This window comes from Serpentinimonas sp. SSL01 (assembly GCF_056323735.1).
Genome location: NZ_CM150487.1, coordinates 2,390,139 through 2,410,195, shown reverse-complemented (window position 1 = coordinate 2,410,195; position 20,057 = coordinate 2,390,139). Strand labels below are relative to the sequence as shown.

14 protein-coding genes are annotated in these 20,057 nt (G+C 68.9%); 11 read left to right on the top strand and 3 right to left on the bottom strand.

Annotated elements, in window-relative coordinates:
• Positions 1-31: 31 nt before the first annotated feature.
• The gene (holA, locus tag ACVMK0_RS11270) at positions 32-1,087 is read left to right on the top strand and encodes a DNA polymerase III subunit delta (RefSeq protein ID WP_476463839.1); all 1,056 of its coding nucleotides are present in this window, start codon (positions 32-34) and stop codon (positions 1,085-1,087) included.
• A gap of 48 nt (positions 1,088-1,135) precedes the next feature.
• On the opposite strand, the gene ACVMK0_RS11265 is transcribed toward holA, so the two are convergent.
• On the bottom strand, positions 1,136-2,107 hold the full coding sequence (locus ACVMK0_RS11265) for an AraC-like ligand-binding domain-containing protein (protein ID WP_476464697.1): 972 nt from the start codon (positions 2,105-2,107) through the stop codon (positions 1,136-1,138).
• Positions 2,108-2,306: 199 nt separating this feature from the next.
• On the opposite strand from ACVMK0_RS11265, the gene ACVMK0_RS11260 reads away from it, so the two are divergent.
• From ACVMK0_RS11260 to ACVMK0_RS11230, 7 genes are all read left to right on the top strand, one after another.
• Entirely contained in the window at positions 2,307-3,500 is a 1,194-nt protein-coding gene (locus tag ACVMK0_RS11260) for an amino acid ABC transporter substrate-binding protein (RefSeq protein ID WP_476463838.1), read from the top strand.
• 92 nt (positions 3,501-3,592) lie between these two features.
• Positions 3,593-4,483, top strand: coding sequence for a branched-chain amino acid ABC transporter permease (locus tag ACVMK0_RS11255; RefSeq protein WP_476463837.1), 891 nt, complete (start codon positions 3,593-3,595; stop codon positions 4,481-4,483).
• Positions 4,480-5,508: a branched-chain amino acid ABC transporter permease gene (locus tag ACVMK0_RS11250; protein ID WP_045537110.1), complete on the top strand. Its 1,029-nt coding sequence runs from the start codon at positions 4,480-4,482 to the stop codon at positions 5,506-5,508. Before ACVMK0_RS11255 ends, ACVMK0_RS11250 begins: the two co-directional genes overlap by 4 nt.
• Positions 5,501-6,298 carry an ABC transporter ATP-binding protein gene (locus ACVMK0_RS11245; protein WP_045537108.1) on the top strand — a complete coding sequence of 266 codons (798 nt, stop codon included), beginning with the start codon at positions 5,501-5,503 and terminating at the stop codon, positions 6,296-6,298. The genes ACVMK0_RS11250 and ACVMK0_RS11245 overlap by 8 nt, the downstream gene beginning before the upstream one ends.
• Positions 6,295-7,113 (top strand): ABC transporter ATP-binding protein, encoded by an 819-nt coding sequence (locus ACVMK0_RS11240; protein ID WP_250960351.1) that lies wholly within the window; start codon positions 6,295-6,297, stop codon positions 7,111-7,113. Before ACVMK0_RS11245 ends, ACVMK0_RS11240 begins: the two co-directional genes overlap by 4 nt.
• A 41-nt stretch (positions 7,114-7,154) precedes the next feature.
• A complete protein-coding gene (locus tag ACVMK0_RS11235) occupies positions 7,155-8,609 on the top strand; it encodes an aldehyde dehydrogenase (protein ID WP_045537104.1) in 1,455 nt (484 codons plus the stop codon).
• A gap of 88 nt (positions 8,610-8,697) precedes the next feature.
• On the top strand, positions 8,698-9,684 hold the full coding sequence (locus tag ACVMK0_RS11230) for a Bug family tripartite tricarboxylate transporter substrate binding protein (protein ID WP_476463836.1): 987 nt from the start codon (positions 8,698-8,700) through the stop codon (positions 9,682-9,684).
• 61 nt (positions 9,685-9,745) lie between these two features.
• Here ACVMK0_RS11230 and ACVMK0_RS11225 read toward each other — a convergent pair whose 3' ends face one another.
• Positions 9,746-10,045, bottom strand: coding sequence for a 4a-hydroxytetrahydrobiopterin dehydratase (locus ACVMK0_RS11225; protein ID WP_045537100.1), 300 nt, complete (start codon positions 10,043-10,045; stop codon positions 9,746-9,748).
• Between the two features lie 27 nt (positions 10,046-10,072).
• Positions 10,073-12,925 (bottom strand): bifunctional [glutamate--ammonia ligase]-adenylyl-L-tyrosine phosphorylase/[glutamate--ammonia-ligase] adenylyltransferase, encoded by a 2,853-nt coding sequence (gene glnE / locus ACVMK0_RS11220; RefSeq protein WP_476463835.1) that lies wholly within the window; start codon positions 12,923-12,925, stop codon positions 10,073-10,075.
• Positions 12,926-12,933: 8 nt separating this feature from the next.
• Here glnE and ACVMK0_RS11215 point away from each other — a divergent pair, with 8 nt between their 5' ends.
• The 3 genes from ACVMK0_RS11215 to ACVMK0_RS11205 are packed head-to-tail and all read left to right on the top strand — an operon-like array spanning position 12,934 to position 20,033.
• The gene (locus ACVMK0_RS11215; protein ID WP_476463834.1) at positions 12,934-17,100 is read left to right on the top strand and encodes a YhdP family protein; all 4,167 of its coding nucleotides are present in this window, start codon (positions 12,934-12,936) and stop codon (positions 17,098-17,100) included.
• 12 nt (positions 17,101-17,112) lie between these two features.
• Positions 17,113-17,940 (top strand): carbon-nitrogen hydrolase family protein, encoded by an 828-nt coding sequence (locus tag ACVMK0_RS11210; RefSeq protein WP_476463833.1) that lies wholly within the window; start codon positions 17,113-17,115, stop codon positions 17,938-17,940.
• On the top strand, positions 17,928-20,033 hold the full coding sequence (locus tag ACVMK0_RS11205) for a two-component system sensor histidine kinase NtrB (RefSeq protein ID WP_231851211.1): 2,106 nt from the start codon (positions 17,928-17,930) through the stop codon (positions 20,031-20,033). Before ACVMK0_RS11210 ends, ACVMK0_RS11205 begins: the two co-directional genes overlap by 13 nt.
• Positions 20,034-20,057: the final 24 nt, after the last annotated feature.

Genomic DNA, 20,057 nt, shown 5'->3' with positions numbered 1-20,057 from the left:
TGCACGGCAGCCGCTACACTGCAGCCCTGCCATGCAAAGCTCCCCCACCCAACTGGCCGCGCACTTGCAGCGCGGCCTCAAAGCCCTCTACACCGTGCACGGCGACGAAGCGCTGCTGGTGCAAGAGGCGGCCGACGCCATCCGCGCCGCCGCGCGGGCGCAGGGCTTTGCGGAGCGCAGCGTGTGCACGGTCAGCGGCGCGCACTTCGACTGGAGCGCAGTGCTGGCCGCCGGCCGCAGCCAGAGCCTGTTTGCCGAACGCCAGCTGCTGGAGCTGCGCATCCCTTCGGGCAAACCCGGCAAGGAGGGCGCGGCGGTGCTGCAGCAACTGGCCGCCGCCGCCCCCCATCACCCCGATCTGCTCACCCTGGTGCTGCTGCCCAGGCTGGACGCCACCACCCTCAAAAGCCCCTGGTTTGCCGCGCTCGAGCAACACGGCCTGACGCTGCGCATCGATGCGGTCGAGCGCGCCCAGCTGCCGGCTTGGATCGCGCAGCGGCTGCGCCTGCAGGGGCAACACGTGCCCAGCGGCGAGGCCGGCCAGCTGTGCTTGGGTTTTCTGGCCGACCGGGTCGAGGGCAACCTGCTGGCGGCGCACCAAGAGCTGCAAAAACTCGCGCTGCTCTACCCGGCGGGCGAGCTCGGTTTTGAGCAGATCGAGCGCGCCGTGCTCGACGTGGCGCGCCACGACCCCTTCAAGCTCGCCGAGGCGGTGCTCGATGCCCAACCGCTGCGCGTGCAGCGCCTGCTCGACGGCCTGCAAGCCGACGGCAGCGCCGCCGTGCTGGTGCATTGGGCGCTGGCCGAAGACATCCGGGCGCTGTGGCGCGTGAAAAACGAGCTCGCACTAGGCAAGCCGCTGCCGCTGGCGCTGCGCGAACAGCGCGTCTGGGGCGGGCGCGAAAAGCGCTTCGAGCGCCTGCTACCCCGGCTGGGTCTGGCGCAGCTCGAACGCTGGCTGCTGGATGCGCACACCGTCGATGGCATCGTCAAGGGCCTGCGCCACCCCGACTGGCCCGCCCACCCCTGGCAGGCGCTGGAGCGGCTGGCGCAGCAGGTGGCGCAAGGGTGCGCGCTGGCGCGCTGAGCATTGGGGGCGCGGCACACGGCAGGGTACACCCGTGTCCGCACCGCATCAGTGCGCCAGCTTGGCGTTGCGGCGTTGCAGCTGGCGGTAATCGCTGGGCGACAAACCGGTGTGTTCGCGGAACACCCGGCTAAAGTGTGCGCTCTGGTTGAAGCCCCATGTCAAAGCAATCGAGGTGATGGTGCGCGCATTCAGATCTGGATTGCCCAGGTCGCGCATGCAGGCCTGCAAGCGTCGGCGCAAAATGTACAAGGCCAAGGTGCCCTCCTCCTCGCTGAAGGCATTGTGCAAATGCCGCTTGCTGCAATTGAGCGCCACCGCGATGCGCTCGATGCTCAGCTCTGGGTCGTGCAGATGCAGGCTGATGTAGTGCCGAATCCGATCCCTGAAGGCTTCCATCTGCGTGGTGCCGGTGGAGCGGCCCGCCAGCTCCAGCAAGGACAGCCGCACCAGCTCGACGATTGCCTCGCCGGCCCCGCGAGCCGCCTGCGCCCCCATGACTGGCAGCTCCTGCCAGGTGCTGCGCATGGCCTCCAGCGCCACCCGGGAAATGCCCTTTGAGCCGCCTACGTGGCGCGCCATCAGCGGCTCGAACTTGAGGCCGCGCTCCAGCAAATTCGCCTTGGGCAGCATCACGATCAGGTGCTCGACCTGCTCCGGATTGGCGACTTCGTAGCTGCCCGTGGTGTCGTAAATGGCCCAACCACCCGGGCGCACCCAAGCCTGGCGACCATGCTGCTCGACGGCGGCACTGCCTTGCCACGGCGCCACGATCTTGAGGTAACTGTTTTCGGCCGTGCGCGCCAGCTTGCTGCTGCGCATCACCCGGTGCCGGTTGGCCTCCAACTTGGTCAGCACCACCTCGCCGGCCCGGCTTGACAGCACCCGACCGTCGAAGCTTGCGTCGCCGTACAGATCCGAATCCAGGCCGCCGAAGTGGCCCGAAATCCAGTCTGCCCACGCCAACGGGCGCTCCTTGACCGGGTACAAATCGGTGCTCATCGACTGGGATGGGGTCATCATTGGCTCCAGATTGCGTGTGCGCCAAATTATCGGGCTGGCCCCTTGCTTCAGCCAGCTTTTTTGGGCTAGGGTAATCCCGCTCCTTGCTGCACGCATCGTCAAAACGCCGTGCACCGTGGTGCAAGCGCGCGCGGCAGCAAACTTCTACGATGCCCCCATTCCGCACCCGCATCCGCTTCCGCACCAGGAGACCAGCATGAATCACCCCACCCGCCGCACCGTCGTCCAAGGCAGCGCCGCCGCCTTGGGCACCTTGGCCTTTGCGCCGCCTCTGCTGGCCCAGGGGGCACCGGTGCGCATCGGCTACTCCATGTCGCGCACCGGTCCGTGGACGGTGGGCGCCCAGACCAGCCAGGAGCCCAACTACATTCTGTGGGCCGAGCAGCAAAATGCCGCCGGTGGCCTCAACGTGCAGGGCGTGCGCCGCCGGATCGAGCTGATCGGCGTCGATGACCGCAGCGACATGGAAACCGTGATCCGCACCTACGAGCGGCTGATGGGCAGCGAGCGCGTCGATCTGGTGCTGCCGCCTTGGGGCAGCAGCGCCAACTTTGCCGTCGCCCCGCTGGCCAACCGCCACGGCTACCCCTTCCTGGCCCCGACCGCACTCTCCAGACGCCTGGTCGAGCTGCGCCTGCCCTTTTTCTTTCTGACGCTGCAACAGCCCGCGGCCATGGTGGGTGCGCTGGTCGACATGTTGCGCGCCAACGGCGTGCGCAGCCTAACCTGCATCTACGTCGATGACCTGTTCGGGCTGGAGAACTTTGCCGCCTTGCGCGTGGCCTTGCAGGGCAGCGGCATCGAGATGGTGGACCACCGCAGCTACCCGCTGGGCGTGCGCGATCTGGCGCCGGTGCTGCGCACGATGAAAGGCCGCAACCCGGACGCCTTTGTCGGTTTCACCTACCCGCCGGATACCGTGCTGGCCAGCCGCCAGTCGCGCGAGATCGCCTTCAACCCGCGCTTTTTCTATGCCTCGGTCGGGACCGCGTTTCCGATGTTTCGCGAAGTCATGACCCCGACCGGCGCCGAAGGCGTGATGGGCATGGGCTCGTGGAACCGCCGCAGCAGCCCCGGGGCACAGGCCTATTTTGAGGCCCATGTGGCGCGCCACAACCGCGAGCCCGACCGCTGGGCCAGCGGACACACCTGGGCGGCGCTGGAGATTCTGAGCGCTGCCGTGGCCCGGGTCGGGCTGGATCGGCGGGCCATCCGCGATTTCGTGGCCGGCAACACGCACCGCACCATCGTCGGTGACATCCGCTTCAGCGGCAGTGAAAACGTCGGCACGCCGGGCACGGTGGGGCAGTGGCAACGCGGCGAGTTCGAGGTCGTCTGGCCGCGCGCAGTGGCCACCGCAGCCCTCAACCCGAACAAGCCCGCCTGGTAATTCCACGCCAGCCCTTTACGGCGCGGCCGCCCACCCACGGCCCGCGCCGCACGCAGGCCTGCACCCACGCACCCACGCACCCACGCACTTTCATGTCCCTTTCTACATGGATCGAGCTGATCGTCTCCGGACTCATCACCGGCGGCATCTATGCGCTCATCGCCTTGGGGCTCAACCTCCAGTACGGGCTGATGCGCATCCTCAACATCGCCCACGGCGAGTTTCTGCTGGTCGGCGCCTTCCTGACCTGGATGGTGCACACCAGTTTTGGCCTGTCGCCGCTGCTGATGTTGCCCGTGACTTTTGGCCTGCTGCTGCTGCTGGGCTGGGTGCTGCACAGGCTGTGCTTTAGGCCGCTGACGCAGACTTCGCCCAATCTGGACGTGTTCGAGGCGCGTGGCCTGATGGTCGCCTTCGGGCTGATGTTCTTGGTCAAGAGCTTCGTCACCTACGTCTGGGGTGGCGACATCCGCGGCTACGACTACCTGTCGCAACCGGTGCACCTAGGGTTTGGCCAGTTTGCCGCCAACAAGCTGCTGATCTTCGCGCTGGCGCTGCTGTTTTGCGCCGCCCTGATCGTGCTGCTGCGCCTGACGCTGCTGGGCAAAGGCGTGCGCGCGCTGATGCAGTCGCCGATGGGCGCGCAACTGGTGGGCATCGACACCAAGCGCTTGCACCCGCTGATGTTTGGCATCGGCCTGGGGCTCTCGGGCGTGGCCGGGGTGCTGATCTCGATGGCATACACCATCAGCCCGGACATGGGCCAAGCCTACACCATCACGGCCTTGATCGTCATCGCGCTGGGCGGCTTTGGCAGCATGGGCGGGGCCTTGGTCGGCGGTTTGTTGCTCGGGGTGATCGAGGCCATCGCCATGCATTTCACCAGCCCATCGCTCAAGGCGCTGCTGTCGTATCTGGTTTTCATTGGCGTGCTGGTGTTGCGCCCTGAAGGTTTGTTCACTCGCAAGGGGCGCAAGGCATGAATTCCCGTCAAACGCTGCTGCGCGATGTGCTGATCTTGTTCGCTTTCGCCGGCTGGGCCGTGGCCCTGCCTGGCTTTGCCAGCGATTTCGTGCTCTCGATGGCCCTGACCTGCCTGATGTACGTGGCGCTGTCAACCAGTTGGGCGCTGTTCTGTGGCACCACTCGCTACCTGTCGCTGGCCACGGCGGCCTTCTTCGGCGTCGGTGCCTACACCAGCGCGCTGCTGGTCGAGACTTGGCCCTGGTGGCAGGTGGTGGCGCTGGGAGCGCTGGTCGCGGCGCTGCTGGCGGTGTTCATGGGCGCGCTGGTGCTGCACCTGCGCGGCACCTACTTCGCCATCCTGACCTTTGGCATGACCGAACTCATCCGGCATACCGTCACCTTCTACGAAAGCACGGTCACCGGCACCGTCGGGCGCATGATTCTGGTGGCACCCGACAGCAAGACGGTCTACTACACGGTGCTGCTGCTGGCGGTGGCGGCGGTGGCGACCTCGATCGTGGTGCGCCGCACCCGCTTTGGCCTGGCCATGCAGGGCATCGGCTCCGACGAGCAACGGGCCCAGACCCTGGGCGTGGACACCCGGCTGGTCAAGATCGGTGGCTTTGCCCTGACCGCCGCCTTTGCCGGGGCCGTCGGGGCGGCGATGGCGGTGCGCTGGACCTACATCGACCCGACCACCGTGTTCAACCCCTTCATCGGCTTTCAAACCGTGCTGATCGCGCTCATAGGCGGCGCCATGACGCTGTGGGGGCCGCTGCTGGCAGCGATCCTGTTCAGCATCTTGGCGGAAACCCTGCGCCTGCAGGCGCCCGAGCTGTACATGATGTCGCTGGGCTTGCTGCTGATCCTGTTCGTGCTCTACCTCCCCGGCGGGCTGGCTTCGGTGCGCTGGTTCATGCTGCATGCGGCCTGGAGCGCCCTGCGCGAAGGCTGGCGCGTGCGCCGCTACAGGTGGAGCGGGCAGCAAGCGCGCGACGAAGCGCGCGCGCGCCAACGCGCCCGGGAGCGTCGTCATGTCTGAGCTGCACCCACAAAACCAGCTCCCGCCCTTGCTGGAGGCGAGCGAGATCACGGTGCGTTTTGGCGGCCTGACCGCTGTCGATGGGGTCGATGCGGTGTTTCGCGCCGGCGAACTGGTCGGCATCATCGGCCCCAACGGCGCCGGCAAGACGACCTTTTTCAACGCCATCTCGGGCGTGCTGCGCCCCACCAGCGGCAAGCTGCTGGTGGACGGACACGACCTGATCGGCCGCAACCCGCACCGCTACGCCGCGCACGGCATCGCCCGCACCTTCCAGACCCCGCGCGTGTTTGCCGACATGGCGGTGCGCGACAACGTCGAGTTCGGCTTGAAGTTCGCCGGTCGCCGACCCCGGCCATGGGTCTTCTGGGGCCCTGAGACGCGCGTGCCGTGGGCCTTGCGTACGCCTGAGAGCATCCTGGAGCTGATCGGCTTGGCGCAACTGGGCAACCTGCCCGCAGCAGCCATCACGCCTTCGCAGCAGCGCCTGCTCGAGATCGGCATGGCGCTGGCGACGCGGCCGCGGCTGCTGTTGCTCGACGAGGTTGCCGCCGGGCTGACCGAGGCCGAGCTCGAGAACATGGCGCAACTGATCCGGCGCATCCGCGACGAGCTCGATCTGAGCGTGATCTGGATCGAACACGCCGTCACCACCTTGCTGCGCCACGTCGAGCGCGTGATCGTGCTGCACCAAGGGCGCAAGATCGCCGACGCCAGCCCGGCCGAGGTGGTGCGCAACCCGGACGTGATCGAAGCCTACCTCGGTGACGAGATGGAGAGCACCGCATGATGTGGTACCGCAACACCCCCTTCACCTTGGGCGCGCAAGAGGCCGCCCGGCTGTGGGTTGATGATCTGAGTGCGGGTTATGGCAATTTTCTGGTGCTGCGCAAGCTCTGTTTAGAAGTCAAGCCCGGCCTGACCGTGATCTTGGGGCCCAACGGAGCGGGCAAGTCCACATTGCTCAAAGCCCTCAACGGCCTGATCGGGCGCAGCGGCCATGTCTGGCTCGATGACGCGGAGCTGCCCAGCCAGACGCACGAAATCGTCCGTGCCGGGGTGGCCCTGGTGCCAGAAGGTCGGCAGTTGTTTCCGCAGTTGACGGTGCGCGAGAACCTAGAACTTGGCGGCTGGCTGGTGCCCAAGGGTGAGCGCGCACGGCGCTTGGAACAGGTCTTGATCGACTTTCCCAAGCTCAAGGAGCGCGCCAGCCAACTGGCCGGCACCATGAGCGGCGGCGAGCAGCAGATGGTGGCGGTGGCGCGCGCGCTGATGAGTGCGCCGCGCTTGCTGATGCTCGACGAGCCTTCGCTTGGCCTGGCGCCGCGCATGGTCGATGAGTTGCTGCTCATCGCGCGGCGCATCGCCGACGCCGGCACCACGGTGCTGATGGTCGAGCAGAACGTGAAAAAGGCACTGGCCGTGGCCGACCGCGGCTACGTGATGGAGCGCGGCACCCTGGTCGCCAGCGGCGCCGCCAGGCTGCTGGCGCGATCGAACGTGATCCGCGAGGCCTACCTCGGTGCCGCCGCCTCCGCCACCCCACAGCCCGCAACGGCCGCCAAGGCCGCCCGATCGTCGCTGGCCAGCGAACGATCAACCTAGCCGCACCGCTTTTTTATCGCTGTTCAATCTGGAGCCCCCCTATGTCTGATTTGTCCATGCTGATCAACGGCCTGAAAGTGAGCGCCGAGCGCGGTGCCACCTTCGAGCGCCGCAACCCGCTCGACGGCACCGTGGCCACCCGGGCCCCAGCGGCCTCACCCGCCGACGCCGTGCTGGCCGTGGAGGCTGCCGCTGAAGCCTTCAGGAGCTGGAGCCAGACCGGGCCCAACGAGCGCCGCTCGCTGCTGCTCAAGGCCGCCGACGCCCTGCAAGCCAGAACCCCGGCCTTCATCGAGGCCATGGCGGCCGAGACCGGGGCCACCGGCCCGTGGGGCGGTTTCAACGTCATGTTGGCCGCCGGCATGATCCGCGAAGCCGCCGCGCTGACCACCCAGGTCGCCGGCGAGGTCATCCCCTCGGACGTACCGGGCAGCTTGGCCATGGGCATGCGCCAGCCAGCCGGGGTGGTGCTGGGCATTGCGCCCTGGAACGCGCCCGTCATCCTCGGGGTGCGCGCCATCGCCACCCCGCTGGCTTGCGGCAACACGGTGGTGCTCAAAGGCAGCGAGAACTGCCCGCGCACCCACGCCCTGATCGCCGAAGCCTTCCAAGAGGCCGGCTTTGCCCCCGGAGTCGTCAACTACCTCACCAACGCCCCCGCCGATGCCGCGGCGGTGGTCGATGCCATGATCGCGCATCCGGCGGTGCGCCGCGTCAACTTCACCGGCAGCACCCGAGTCGGCAAGATCATCGCCATCACCTGCGCGCGCCACCTCAAGCCGGTGGTGCTCGAACTCGGCGGCAAGGCGCCCCTGATCGTGCTCGATGACGCCGATATAGAGGACGCCGTCAACGCCGCCGCCTTTGGCTGCTTTGCCAACAGCGGCCAGATCTGCATGAGCACCGAGCGCTTGATCGTCGATCAGAAGGTGGCCGACGAGTTCGTGCGTCGCTTTGCCGACAAGGCCAAGGCGCTGCCGCTGGGCGACCCACGCAAGCCCGAGCCGGTGGTGCTGGGTTCGGTGATCGGCATGCACACCGTGCACCACTGCAACGAGTTGATCGACGACGCGCTGGCCAAAGGCGCCCGGCTGCTCTGCGGCGGCAAGGCCGACAGCACCCTGATGCCAGCCACCTTGCTCGACCACGTGACACCGGCCATGCGCATTTACCACGAGGAGACCTTCGGCCCGGTCAAGTGCATCGTGCGCGTCAAAGACACCCAGCAGGCCGTGGCCTGCGCCAACGACAACGAATACGGCTTGTCGGCCGCCGTCTTTGGCGCCGACCTAGCGCGCGCCTTCAATGTGGCGCGCCAGATCGACACCGGCATCTGCCACGTCAACGGCCCCACGGTGCACGACGAAGCCCAGATGCCCTTTGGCGGCGTCAAGGGCTCGGGCATGGGGCGCTTCGGCGGGCGCGCCGGCATCGCCGAGTTCACCGATTTGCGCTGGATCACGGTGCAAACGCAACCGCGGCACTACCCGTTCTGACCAGCGCCCGCTAGGCCCTCATCCGACACGCGCTGCCTTCGCTTTTTCTTTCACCCATCACACCGGCTTTGACCGCTAGGAGACAAACATGACCCAACCCCCCCGCCTTTCCCGCCGCCACGTGCTCGCCATGGGCGCCGGCCTCGCCTTGAGTGCGCCGCTGCTGCCCGCGCTGGCGCAGTCCTTCCCGACCCGGCCGCTGCGCCTGGTCGTCAACTTCGCACCGGGCAGCACACCCGATATCGTGGCGCGTGCGGTGGGGCGGCAAATTTCACAATCGCTGGGGCAGCCGGTGGTGGTCGAGAACCGCTCCGGCGGCGGCGGCATGATTGGCCTCAACGCCGTGCACACGGCTGCACCCGACGGCTATACGCTGGGGCTGATTGCCGGCAGCACCATGGTCATCGGGCCGCACCTGCTGCGCAAGACCTACGACCCGCTGCGCGAGATGGTGCCGGTGGCGGCGGCGGCGCGCTTCGAGCTGTTCTTGGTCACGCGCGCCGGCCTGCCCTTCGACGACTACGCCGGCTTGATCCGCCACATGCGCGCCAACCCGGGCCGGCTGAATTTTGGCTCACCCGGCAATGGCAGCTCGCCGCACATCGCCGCCGAGATGCTGCAGGCAGCCACCCAGACCCAAGCGGTGCACATCCCGTACCGCGGCTCGGCCGACGTCATGCAGGCCTTGCTGGCCGGCACGGTCGATTGGGCGTTTGATCCCGGCGTGGCGTTCCAGCACGTGCACGCCGGTCGCCTGCGCATGTTGGCCGTCACCGGGGAGCGGCGGGTCGAGCAGTTTGCCAACGTCGCCACGCTGCGCGAACTGGGCTTGGCCGATTTTGACGTGGGCACCTCGCATGCCTTTTGGGCTCCGCCCGGCACACCAGCGCCCATCGTCGAGCGCCTCAACCGCGAGATCAACAGCGCCCTAGCCGTGCAGAGCGTGATCGACCCGATCCGCAGCTTTGGCGCCCAACCCACGCCCTTGACGCCGGCCCAGCTTCTGGCGCTGTCGCGCACCGACAGCGAGCGTTACGGCCGGGTGGTGCGCGAGCGCAACATCACGGCGGACTAAAGCGGCGCGTGCACGCAGCGGCTGGCAAGCAGCGATGATGCGCGCTTGAGAGGGCGCCCCCTCAGTCGCCCACGCCGGGCGCCAGCGTGTCCACCCAGAGCGCGAACTCGATGTCGCGCAGGCTCAAGCCCCCCACTTCGTGGGTGGTGAAGGCGATGTCAACCCGGTTGTACACATTGGCCCACTCGGGGTGGTGGTTGCGCTGCTCGGCCGCCAACGCGACCCGGCTCATGAAGCCGAAAGCGGCGTTGAAATCGCTGAACACCAAACACCGCTCCAGCGCGTGGCGCTGCGGGTTGAAGCGCCACAGCGGCAGGCGTTCGATCTGGGCTTGCAGGGCCGCCCCTTCGAGTTTTTTCATGGTCTGCTCTGCTCCTGTGTCTAGGCGCTACCGGGTGGGCAGGGCTGCGGGGCCTACGGGGGCCGTGCAATCGACGGACCCAAACACCTGCGCCCACAGCGCGCGCACCGCCGCGCTGTGCTCGGCCACCAGCGCCGGGTCGATCTGGGTGCTGGCTTCGTCCAGCCGCGCCCGGTGCTGGCGCTGGCGCAGGGCGCGGTAGGCGCGCGCGGCCGCTTGGCCCACGCCGGCGGGCAGCAGCCCGGCGTGCTCGGCGGCGTGCAACAAGGCGATGTTGCCGCTGTTGGCGCACAGCGCCGGGTGCGCGGCGGCGTGCGCCAGCACCAGGTGCTGCACCGCAAACTCGACATCGACCATGCTGCCGGGGCTGTGCTTGATGTCGAACAACCCCGCACGCACCGGATGCGCTTGGCGCAAGCGCTCGCGCATGGCGCAGATTTCGGCCGCCAGTGCGGCGCTCGAGCGCGGCGCCGTCAGCACCGCCAGACGCACGTCCTCGAAGCGCTGCACCAGATCGGGCGGCCCGAGCACGCAGCGCGCGCGCGTGATCGCTTGGTGCTCCCAAGTCCAGGCGGTGTTGCTGCCGCGGTTTTGCTGGTAGTGCGCAAAGGCGTCGAAGCTGGTCACCAGCAGGCCCGAGTTGCCGTTGGGGCGCAGCGCGGTGTCGATCTCGTACAGATCGCCCTCGCCGGTCTTGACGGTGAGCCAGTTGATGAGCTTGCGCACCAAGGTGGCATAGACCTCGCTGGAGCGCTCGTCTGGGTCGTCGTAAACGAACACGATGTCGAGGTCGCTGCCGTAGCCCAGCTCTTTGCCGCCGAGCTTGCCGTAGCCGATGATGGCGCAGCGCGGCTCGTCGCGGTGACGCTGCTTGAGGCGCTGCCAGCACCAGCGGCCGCTCACGCGCAGCACGGCGTCGGCCAAGGCGCTCAGGTCGTCGGCCACCTGCTCGACCGTGAGCACGCCTTCCACGTCGCGCGCCAGCGTGCGAAAGACCTCGGCGTGGTGCGCGCGGCGCAGCAGGTCCAGCAGCGCCTCTTCGTCGTCGTCGCCGCCGGCGGCCAGCGCCTGACGGCGCGCCTCGAGGTCGGCCTCGAACTGCGGCGCCTCGAAGCGCTCTTGGTACAGCTGCTGCCCGGCCAAGTCGTCGATCACACCGGGATGGCGCAACAGGTAGCGCGCCGGCCACTGGGCGGCACCGAGCATGCGCAGCAGCCGCTCGTGCACCGCCGGGCGCTCTTGCAGCAGCGCCAGGTAGCTCTCGCGGCGCAGCAGCGGCTCGATCCAGTCGCACAGGCGCAGCGCCGCGCCCTCGCTCACCCGCCCTTCCTCGAGCCAAGCCCCGGTGCGCTGCAGCAGCCGCAGCAGGCGCTGGCGCGCGCTCTCGCGCAAACCCTGCACGCGCGGCGACTCGACCCACTGCGCCACCCGCAAGCCCAGCCCCGGCGGCAGTTGCGCCAGCACGGTGAGCCAATCGTGGCTCGGCGCCGCCGGCGCGTGGCCGTTGCAGCCTTTGCCGTTGCAGGGCAGCGCACCGGCCCCGAGCAGGGTGTCGAACTCTTGCGCCACCAGTTCGCGCTGGGCGTCGAGCACGCACAAAAAAGCGGCGGTGTCGGCAAAGCCTAGGGTCTGGGCAATCCAACCCAAGTCGTCGTCGCGCGTCGGCAGCAGATGGGTTTGCTGGTCGTCCAGGTACTGGATGCGGTGCTCCACCTTGCGCAGCAGTTCGTAGGCCTGCGCCAGCGCAACCGCCTTGGGCTCGGGCATCAGGCCGGCGCGCACGAGCCGCTTCAGCGCCTCCAGCGTTGCGCGGGTGCGCAGCTCGGGGAACTGGCCAGCGCGCACCACTTGCAGCAGCTGCACCGTGAACTCGATCTCGCGGATGCCGCCGCGCGAGAGCTTGACGTCGTTCAAACGGCCCGGGTTGCCCGCCGCCCGTTTGGCCGCGTGCTCCCGAATCTGCTGGTGCAGGCTGCGCAGCGCATCGAACACGCTGTAGTCGAGGTAGCGCCTGAACACAAAGGGCTGCACCAAGGCGCGCAGCGCCTGCGGGTGGTCGGTGTCCAGCACTTGCTGCGGCGCCACGACGCGGCTTTTGAGCCAGGCAAAGCGCTCCCATTCGCGCCCCTGCACCAGAAAATACTCCTCGAGCGCGTCGAGCGAGAGCGCGGGCGGGCCCGAGTTGCCGTTGGGCCGCAACGCCAGATCGACCCGAAACACCTGGCCGTGCTCGGTGTTGTCGCCTATCAGGCTGTAAATGCGCTTGACCGCCTTGGCAAAATACTCGTGGTTGCTGATGCGCCCGCGCCCGAGCGCGTTGCCGCGCGTTTCGCCGTCTTGGTCGTAGACGTAGATCAGGTCGATGTCACTCGACACGTTGAGCTCGCGCGCCCCCAGCTTGCCCATGCCCACGATCCACAACTCGGCCCGGCGCCACCCGGCCGCAGCCTTTGCATTTGCGGCGGTTGCAGAGGTTGCGGCAAGCGCTTCATCCGGGCACGTGGGCGCGCCATGGACCTCGTCGAGCTCGCTCAAAGCCACCTGCAAAGCGGTGTCGAGCGCGAGTTCGGCCAGATCGGTCATGGCCCCGGTGACCAGTGCCAGCGGGGCCTCGTGCTCCACGTCCAACACCGCGAGCCGCTCGAGCACCAAATGGCGCAGCACGCGCAGGGCCGCAGGCGTGTCCAAGCCCCCCGCTTGCAGCGCCGCCAGCGTCTGGCGCATGGCAGCGGCCGTGGGCGGCCCCGGCGGCAACAGCGCCAGCTCGGCGTGGTAGCGGCGCCGGATGCGTTGCACGAAGCGCGAGTGGGCCGCGGCTTCGAGAGCTTTTGATACAACTTGGTCCGGGCCGCCAGGGCCCAAAGTGGCGCTAACCATCATAATTTGGTGTGCTCGATAAACCCCGCTCCCCCCATCCACCGCGCTGGCTGCACTGGCAGGCCCGGCTGCTGCGTGCGCTGTTGTGGCTGCTGGTGGCGGCGTGGCTGCTGCTGGGGCTCAGTTGGGTGGCGTTGCATCAGCTCATTGTGCCAAGAGTTGACCAATGGCGTCCGGCGCTGGAGCGCATGGCCAGCGAGGCGCTGGGGGTGAAGGTCGAGATCGGGGCCCTGACGGCCAACTCCAGCGGCCCGGTGCCCAGCCTGCAACTGCGCGACGTGGTGCTGCGCGACGCCGCCGGCGCCGAAGCGCTGCGCCTGCCCAGCGTGCGCGCCGCGTTGTCGCTGCCCTCGTTGTGGCGGCTGGGCTTTGATCAGATCGTGGTCGAAGGCGCGGTGCTGGAGTTGCGCCGCAGCACCGATGGGCGCTGGCTGCTGGGCGGCATCGATCTGGGCCACCTCGAACGCACCGGCGACGAAAGCCCGCTGGCCGACTGGTTGCTGGGGCAAACCGAGCTGGCCCTGTTGCAAGGCACATTGCGCTGGCACGACCAGACCCGCCCCACGCTGCCCGTGGCCGAGTTCACGGGCATCGACCTGGTGCTGCGCAACCCCGGGCGCCAGCACCAGTTCCGGCTCGACGCCACCCCGCCCGCGCACTGGGGCCAGCGCCTGAGCGTGCGCGGCGATTTCACCCGCGCGTTCTGGCAACTGCGCCCGAGCCAGTGGCGCTATTGGCGCGGCACCCTTTATGCCGATCTGCCGTGGGTCGATTGGGCGCACATGGGGCGCTACATCGATGCACCCAACTGGCTGGGTTTGCAGGTGCAACAGGGGCAGGGAGCGGCGCGCTTGTGGCTCGATTGGCAGCGCGGCGCGCTGCGCCAGGCCAGCGCCGACCTCGGTTTGCAACGGGTGCAGCTGCAGTGGCCCGAGGTGGCGCAGCCATTCGAGTTGCAAAACCTGCAAACCCGGCTCGAGTTGCAGCACGAGGGGCTGCAAACCACTTTGAGCACCCACGGGCTGGGCTTTCGCACCGCCGACGGGCTGGTGTGGCCGGGCGGCAACGTGCGCCACCTGCACACCCGCAGCAGCGACACGGCACCGGCCGGTTTTGCGCTCCAGGCCGAGCGGCTCGATGCGCAGGTGCTGAGCCAACTGGCGCTGCACCTGCCCCTGCCCGCGCTCGCGCACCAGTGGTTGCGCGACACCGCCCCCAGCGGCTTGGTGGAGCAGATACAGATGCAATGGAGCGCCGCCCAAGCTGCGGGCGCAGGCCAAACCGCAGGCGCCGACCAGACCGGGGCCGCAGCCAGCTGGAGCGCCAGCGGCCGCCTGCGCAACGTCGGGCTGCGCGCTGGGGCTGCTCCGCCGGTGTACCGCCATGCGAAGGGCTGGGACGTGCACACGCCCGGGCGCCCCGGCATCGGCGGCGCCGACCTCGACTTCAACCTCACCTCGAGCGGCGGGCAGGCCGAGCTGCGGCTCGACAACGGGCACCTCGATCTGCCCGGCGTCTTTGCCCAACCCAGGGTGACGCTGCAGCGGCTGCAAGCCGGCCTGAGCTGGCGCGTGGTAGGCGATCAGATCACCGTCGAAGTGCCGCGCCTGCTGCTGCGCAACCCCGACCTCGAAGCCGAGCTGCAGCTGAACTGGCGCAGCGCCGACCCGGCCCTGAGCCCGGCGCGCGCGCGTTTTCCGGGGGTGATCGAGCTCGATGGCCGCATCCTGCGCGCCGACGCGGCGCAGGTGGTGCGCTACCTGCCGCTCAACGTGGGACCGGAGACCAAAGCCTGGCTGCGCAGCGCCATCGTCGCCGGGCGCATCGAGCAAGCGCTGGTGCGGGTGCGCGGCGATCTGAGGAACTTTCCCTATCAGCAGCCGGGCAGCGGCGTGTTCACGCTCGAGGCACCGTTGCATGACGTGCAACTCGACTACGCCCCGGCGCACCTGCTGCCGGCGGGCAGCCCGCCTTGGCCCACCCTGCAGGTGCCACAGGCGCGCCTGCTGATCGAGGGCACGCGCTTGCGCCTGGAACAAGCCAGCGCCCAAGTGCGCCTTTGGCCGCAGTTGCGCATCGTGCAGGCCCAAGCTGAAATCCCCGACTTCATGGCCACCGAGCCGCAACTGCGCGTAAACGGCCAATTGCGCGGCCCGGCCACCGACGCCTTGGCTTTGGTGCGCAGCTCGCCGCTGCGCCAAATGACCGAGGCCGCGCTCGACCAGGCCCAGGCCAGCGGCGCGCTCGAGCTGGGGCTGCAACTCGAGATGCCGCTCAACGACACCAACGCCACCCGCGTGCGCGGGCAGTTGCGTTTTGCGGGCAACGAGCTGCGCATCGGCCCCGAAAGCCCGACCCTGCAGGCGCTGCACGGGGTGCTGAACTTCAGCGAAAGCGGCTTCGACATCCCTGCCGCCAGCGCCCAGATGCTGGGCGGGCCGCTGCGTTTCTCGGGGCGCATGGCCACCGAGCAGGGCCAGTCGGTGCTGCGCTTGCGCGGCACCGGCCAAGCCACGGCGCTGGGCCTGTCCCAAGCCGAGCCGTGGCCTTGGCTGGCCCCGCTGGGGCGTGCCGGCAGCGGCAGCGCCACCTACCAGGCCGAACTGCGCATCGGCCCCGAGGGCACCTCGGTGCAGGTGGACTCCAACCTGCAGGGCCTGGCGCTGCAGCTGCCCGCGCCGCTGAGCAAAAGCGCCGAGGCGGCGCTGCCGCTGCGGCTGCGCATCGAGCCGCTGGCCGGTGCCCCTAGAGGGGCCACACGCGACGAATTGCAGCTCGAACTGGGCAGCAGCCCCACCCCTTGGCTCAGCCTGCACTACCAACGCGAGCACCGTGGCGCGGCCACCCGCGTGCTGCGCGGCAGCGTGGCCGTGCGCAGCGCGCGCCCGGCGCTGCCCGCCTCGGGCGTGCTGGCCGCGCTCGATCTGGGCGATTTCGACGCCGACGCTTGGGCACGCCTCTACGCTGCCCCCCAAGTGACGCCTGCGCCCACCACAGCCGCCGCTCCGGCACCAGCCGCCAGCGCGCTCAGCCTGCAAGACAGCCGCCCCTACTGGCCCACGCAGTGGCGGCTGCAAGCTGCGCGAATCACCCACTCCGGCCGCAGCTGGCACGACCTGAGCTTGAGCGGCAGCTTGGAGCGCGACACCTGGCGCGCAACGGTGGTGGCGCGCGAACTGGCCGGGCAACTCAGCTACCGAGCTGGCGGCCCCCAAGCGGCCGGCTTGGTGCACGCGCGCCTGAGCCGCCTCGACTGGCCGCGCGCCGGCGTCGAGCAGCCAGCCGAAGCGGTGCTGCAGCAGCCCAACGCCATGCCGGCCATCGACTTGGTGATCGAGCGCCTGCGCCTAGACGGGCGCGAGCTCGGGCGGCTGGAGGTGCAGGCCGCGAACCGCTTGGCCACCCAAGGGCCGCAGGCGGGCGTGTCCGAATGGCGCCTGAATGCGCTCACGCTCAACACGCCCGAAGCCACCCTCAAAGCCAGCGGCAACTGGGTCGCGCACGGGCTCGATGCCGCCGCCCGGCGCACCGCCTTGCGCCTTGAACTCGACATCCGCGACGCCGGTGCCTTGCTCACGCGCATGGGCCAGCCGCAGACCATCCGCGGCGGCCAAGGCCGCATCGAGGGCCATTTGGGTTGGCTGGGTTCGCCCTTGAACTTCGACACCCCCAGCCTGAGCGGCGAGCTGCAGCTCGACGTCGGGCGCGGCCAGTTTCTGCGCGCCGAACCCGGGGTAGCCAAGCTGATCGGGGTGCTCAGCCTGCAGGCGCTGCCGCGGCGGCTGATGCTGGATTTTCGCGACGTGTTCAGCGAAGGCTTCGCCTTCGACTTCATCCGCGGCAACGTCTCCATCGCCCAAGGCGTGGCGCGCAGCAACAACCTGCAGATGAAGGGCATCAACGCCGCCGTGCTGCTGGAGGGCAGCGCCGACACCGTGCGCGAAACCCAGGACCTGCGCGTGGTGGTGGTACCCGAGCTCAACGCCGACACCGTCTCGCTGGTGGCCACCCTCATCAACCCGATCACCGGGCTGGGCACCTTTCTGGCCCAGTTTCTGCTGCGCCAGCCGCTGCAGCAAGCGGCCACACGCGAGTTTCACATCACCGGCCCCTGGGCCGACCCCGTGGTCACACCGGTCGTGCGCCAGCCCGCTGCCGCGCGCCCAGACCTCAACTAAGCGAGCCAGAAAATGAAAGTCGCCACCTTGCAAATGGTCTCGGGCAGCCAGCTCCAGGCCAACCTCGATCAAGCCCAGGCCCTGCTGCAGCAAGCGCACGCGGCCGGCGCCGAACTGGCCGTGCTGCCCGAGTATTTTTGCTTCATGGGCCAGCGCGAGACCGACAAACTGGCGCTGGCCGAGGCGCACGGCAGCGGCCCGATCCAAGACTTTCTGGCCGCTGCGGCGCGCCAGTTTGGGTTGTGGATCGTCGGCGGCACGCTGCCGCTGCAAAGCCCGGTGCCGAATCGCGTGGCCAACGCCTGCCTGGTGTTCGACCCCAGCGGCCGGCCGGTGGCGCGCTACGACAAAATCCACCTCTTTTGCTACGACAACGGCCGCGAGCGCTACGACGAAGCGGCGGTGCTGGTGGCCGGCAACACGCCCGTGGCCTTCGAGCTGCCCGACCGCAGCGGCCAGCGCTGGCGCGTGGGCCTGAGCGTGTGCTACGACCTGCGCTTCCCCGAGCTCTACCGGCAGCTGCAGGCCGATTTGCTGCTGGTGCCCGCCGCCTTCACCCACGGCACCGGGCAGGCGCACTGGGAGCTGTTGCTGCGCGCGCGCGCGATCGAAAACCTGGCTTACGTGGCCGCCAGCGCCCAAGGCGGGCAGCACGACAACGGCCGCCAGACTTGGGGCCAAAGCATGGTCATCGACCCCTGGGGCAACGTGCTGGCGCAGCGCGCCAGCGGGCCCGGCGTGGTACTGGCTGATCTTGATTGGGCCCGGCTGCAACAGGTGCGCCAGCAGCTGCCGGCGCTGCAGCACCGGCGCTTTCACACCCCGCCGTGCCAGCCCTGAACCCGGCCCTTAACTCGGCCCTAAACCCTGCCTTGGTGCTGCGCCGGCTGTTGTGGCTGCTGGCCGGCCTGCTGCTGGCGGCCCTGTTTGCGCTGCTGGTGTTTTTGCTGCGCGAATACCAGCACGGTCAGATTCAAGAGGCGCTGGAGCGCGAGGCCGCACGCATGAGCTTGGATGTGCGCAGCGGGCTGGCACGCAGCGTGCAAGACCTGCACGCCCTGCAAAGCGTGGCCCCCAGCCCAGCCTTCTGGCCCAGCGCCGCGGCCGATCTGCTGAGCTCGCAGCGCAAACTGGTGCACCTCGAGTGGCGCGACCCAACCCACAGCGTTTTGGTGGAGCGGCTGTCGCCCTTTTGGCCGACGCTGCACGCGATGCGCCCGCGCCACGACGCCCTCATCGACGTGCGCCAGACCTGCGCGCTGGCGCGCCGCCTCGATGAAGCGGCTTATTCGAGCAGCTACTTCTGGCCACTGCCACAGGGCCGGGGCGTCGAGCTGATGGAGCTCTGCCTGCCCCTAAAGCGCAACGGTCGCCCCGACGGCTACCTGGTGGCCACTTACGCCATGGCGGGGCTGCTGGCCGAGCTCATCCCCACCGAGGCCCAGCGCGGGCGGCGCCTGTCGTGGACCGAAGCCGATGGCACCCGCTTGGTCATGGTCGGTGAGCTGGCCGAGCCGGGGCCAGCCCTGCACCGCGCCAGCCAACTGGTGGCGCTGCCGGGCGCCACGTGGGTGCTGCTGGTCGAACAAAGCGGTGGCACCGAACACCCCGCCGTTGCCGCGCTGCCGCTGGCGGTGGGGGCGCTGGCGCTGGGGTTGCTCACCCTGTTGGCGCTGCTGCTGCGCGACCTGCGCCGGCGCCAGCGCGCCGAAAGCCAATTGGCCGAGGCGCTGGCCTTTAGGCAGGCCATGGAAGATTCGCTCCTGACCGGTCTGCGCGCGCTCGACCTGAACGGTCGCCTGACCTACGTCAACCCGGCTTTTTGCCAGATGGTGGGGCGCAGCGCCGAGCAGCTCTTGGGCACCAGCATTCCGGCCCCCTACTGGCCGACCGAACAGATCGAGGAATACCGCCAGCGCCTGCAAGCGCGGCTGGCGGGCAAAAGCTCGCCACGCGAGGGCTTCGAGTCGGTGTTCATGCGCGCCGACGGCAGCCGCCTGCCGGTGCGCGTGATCGAAGCGCCGCTGGTGGACGCCCAAGGCCGCCAGACCGGCTGGATGAGCGCGATCCTGGACTTGAGCGAACAGCGGCGCAACGAAGAGCTGCTGCGCGCCTCGCAAGAGCGCTTGCAGGCCACGGCGCGGCTGGCCATGGCCGGCGAGATGGCCTCGCTCATCAGCCACGAGCTCAACCAACCCTTGGCCGCCATCGCCAGCTACGCCAGCGGCTCTTTGAACCTGCTGCCCGAGCCGAACAAGCCTGAGGTCAAGCCCGAGGCCAAACCCGAAACCGGCCCCGGAACCGTTCCCGAGCCAAACCCCGAGGCCGAGGCCGAGCCCGAGCCCACCCGCCTCGTGCGCAGCGCCTTGCAGCGCATCAGCGAGCAAGCCGAGCGCGCCGGCAAAGTCATCAAAAGCGTGGCCGACTTGGTGCGCCAGCGCGACCGCGAGCGCGTGGCGGTGTCACCGGCCGACCTGTTTCAAGGCATCTGGCCGCTGTTGCAGCTGCAGGCACGGCAGCAGCACATCGAGCTCGCGCTCGACATCGAACCCGGCTGCCCAGCGGTCTGGTGCCAGCGCACCATGATCGAACAGGTGCTGCTCAACCTGGCGCGCAACGGCATGCAAGCCATGCCAGCGGGCAACCCGCCGGCCAGCTCGGGGCTGCGCCGCCTGCGCCTGAGCGCCGGCCGGGGCCTGCATGGCCGCGGCGAGGGCGTCGAGTTTGCCGTCGCCGACCACGGACTGGGCATCAGCCAGGAGCAGGCCGAGCAGTTGTACACGCCCTTTTTCACCACCAAGCCCGAGGGCATGGGCTTGGGGCTGAGCCTGTGCCGAACCGTGATCGAACAGCACAGCGGCGCGCTGCAATACAGCGCCCAGCAGCCACGGGGCACGGTGTTTCGCTTCACCCTGCCCACGGCACCCGCTTGAGCAGCCAAACCGGCCCGCTTGGCG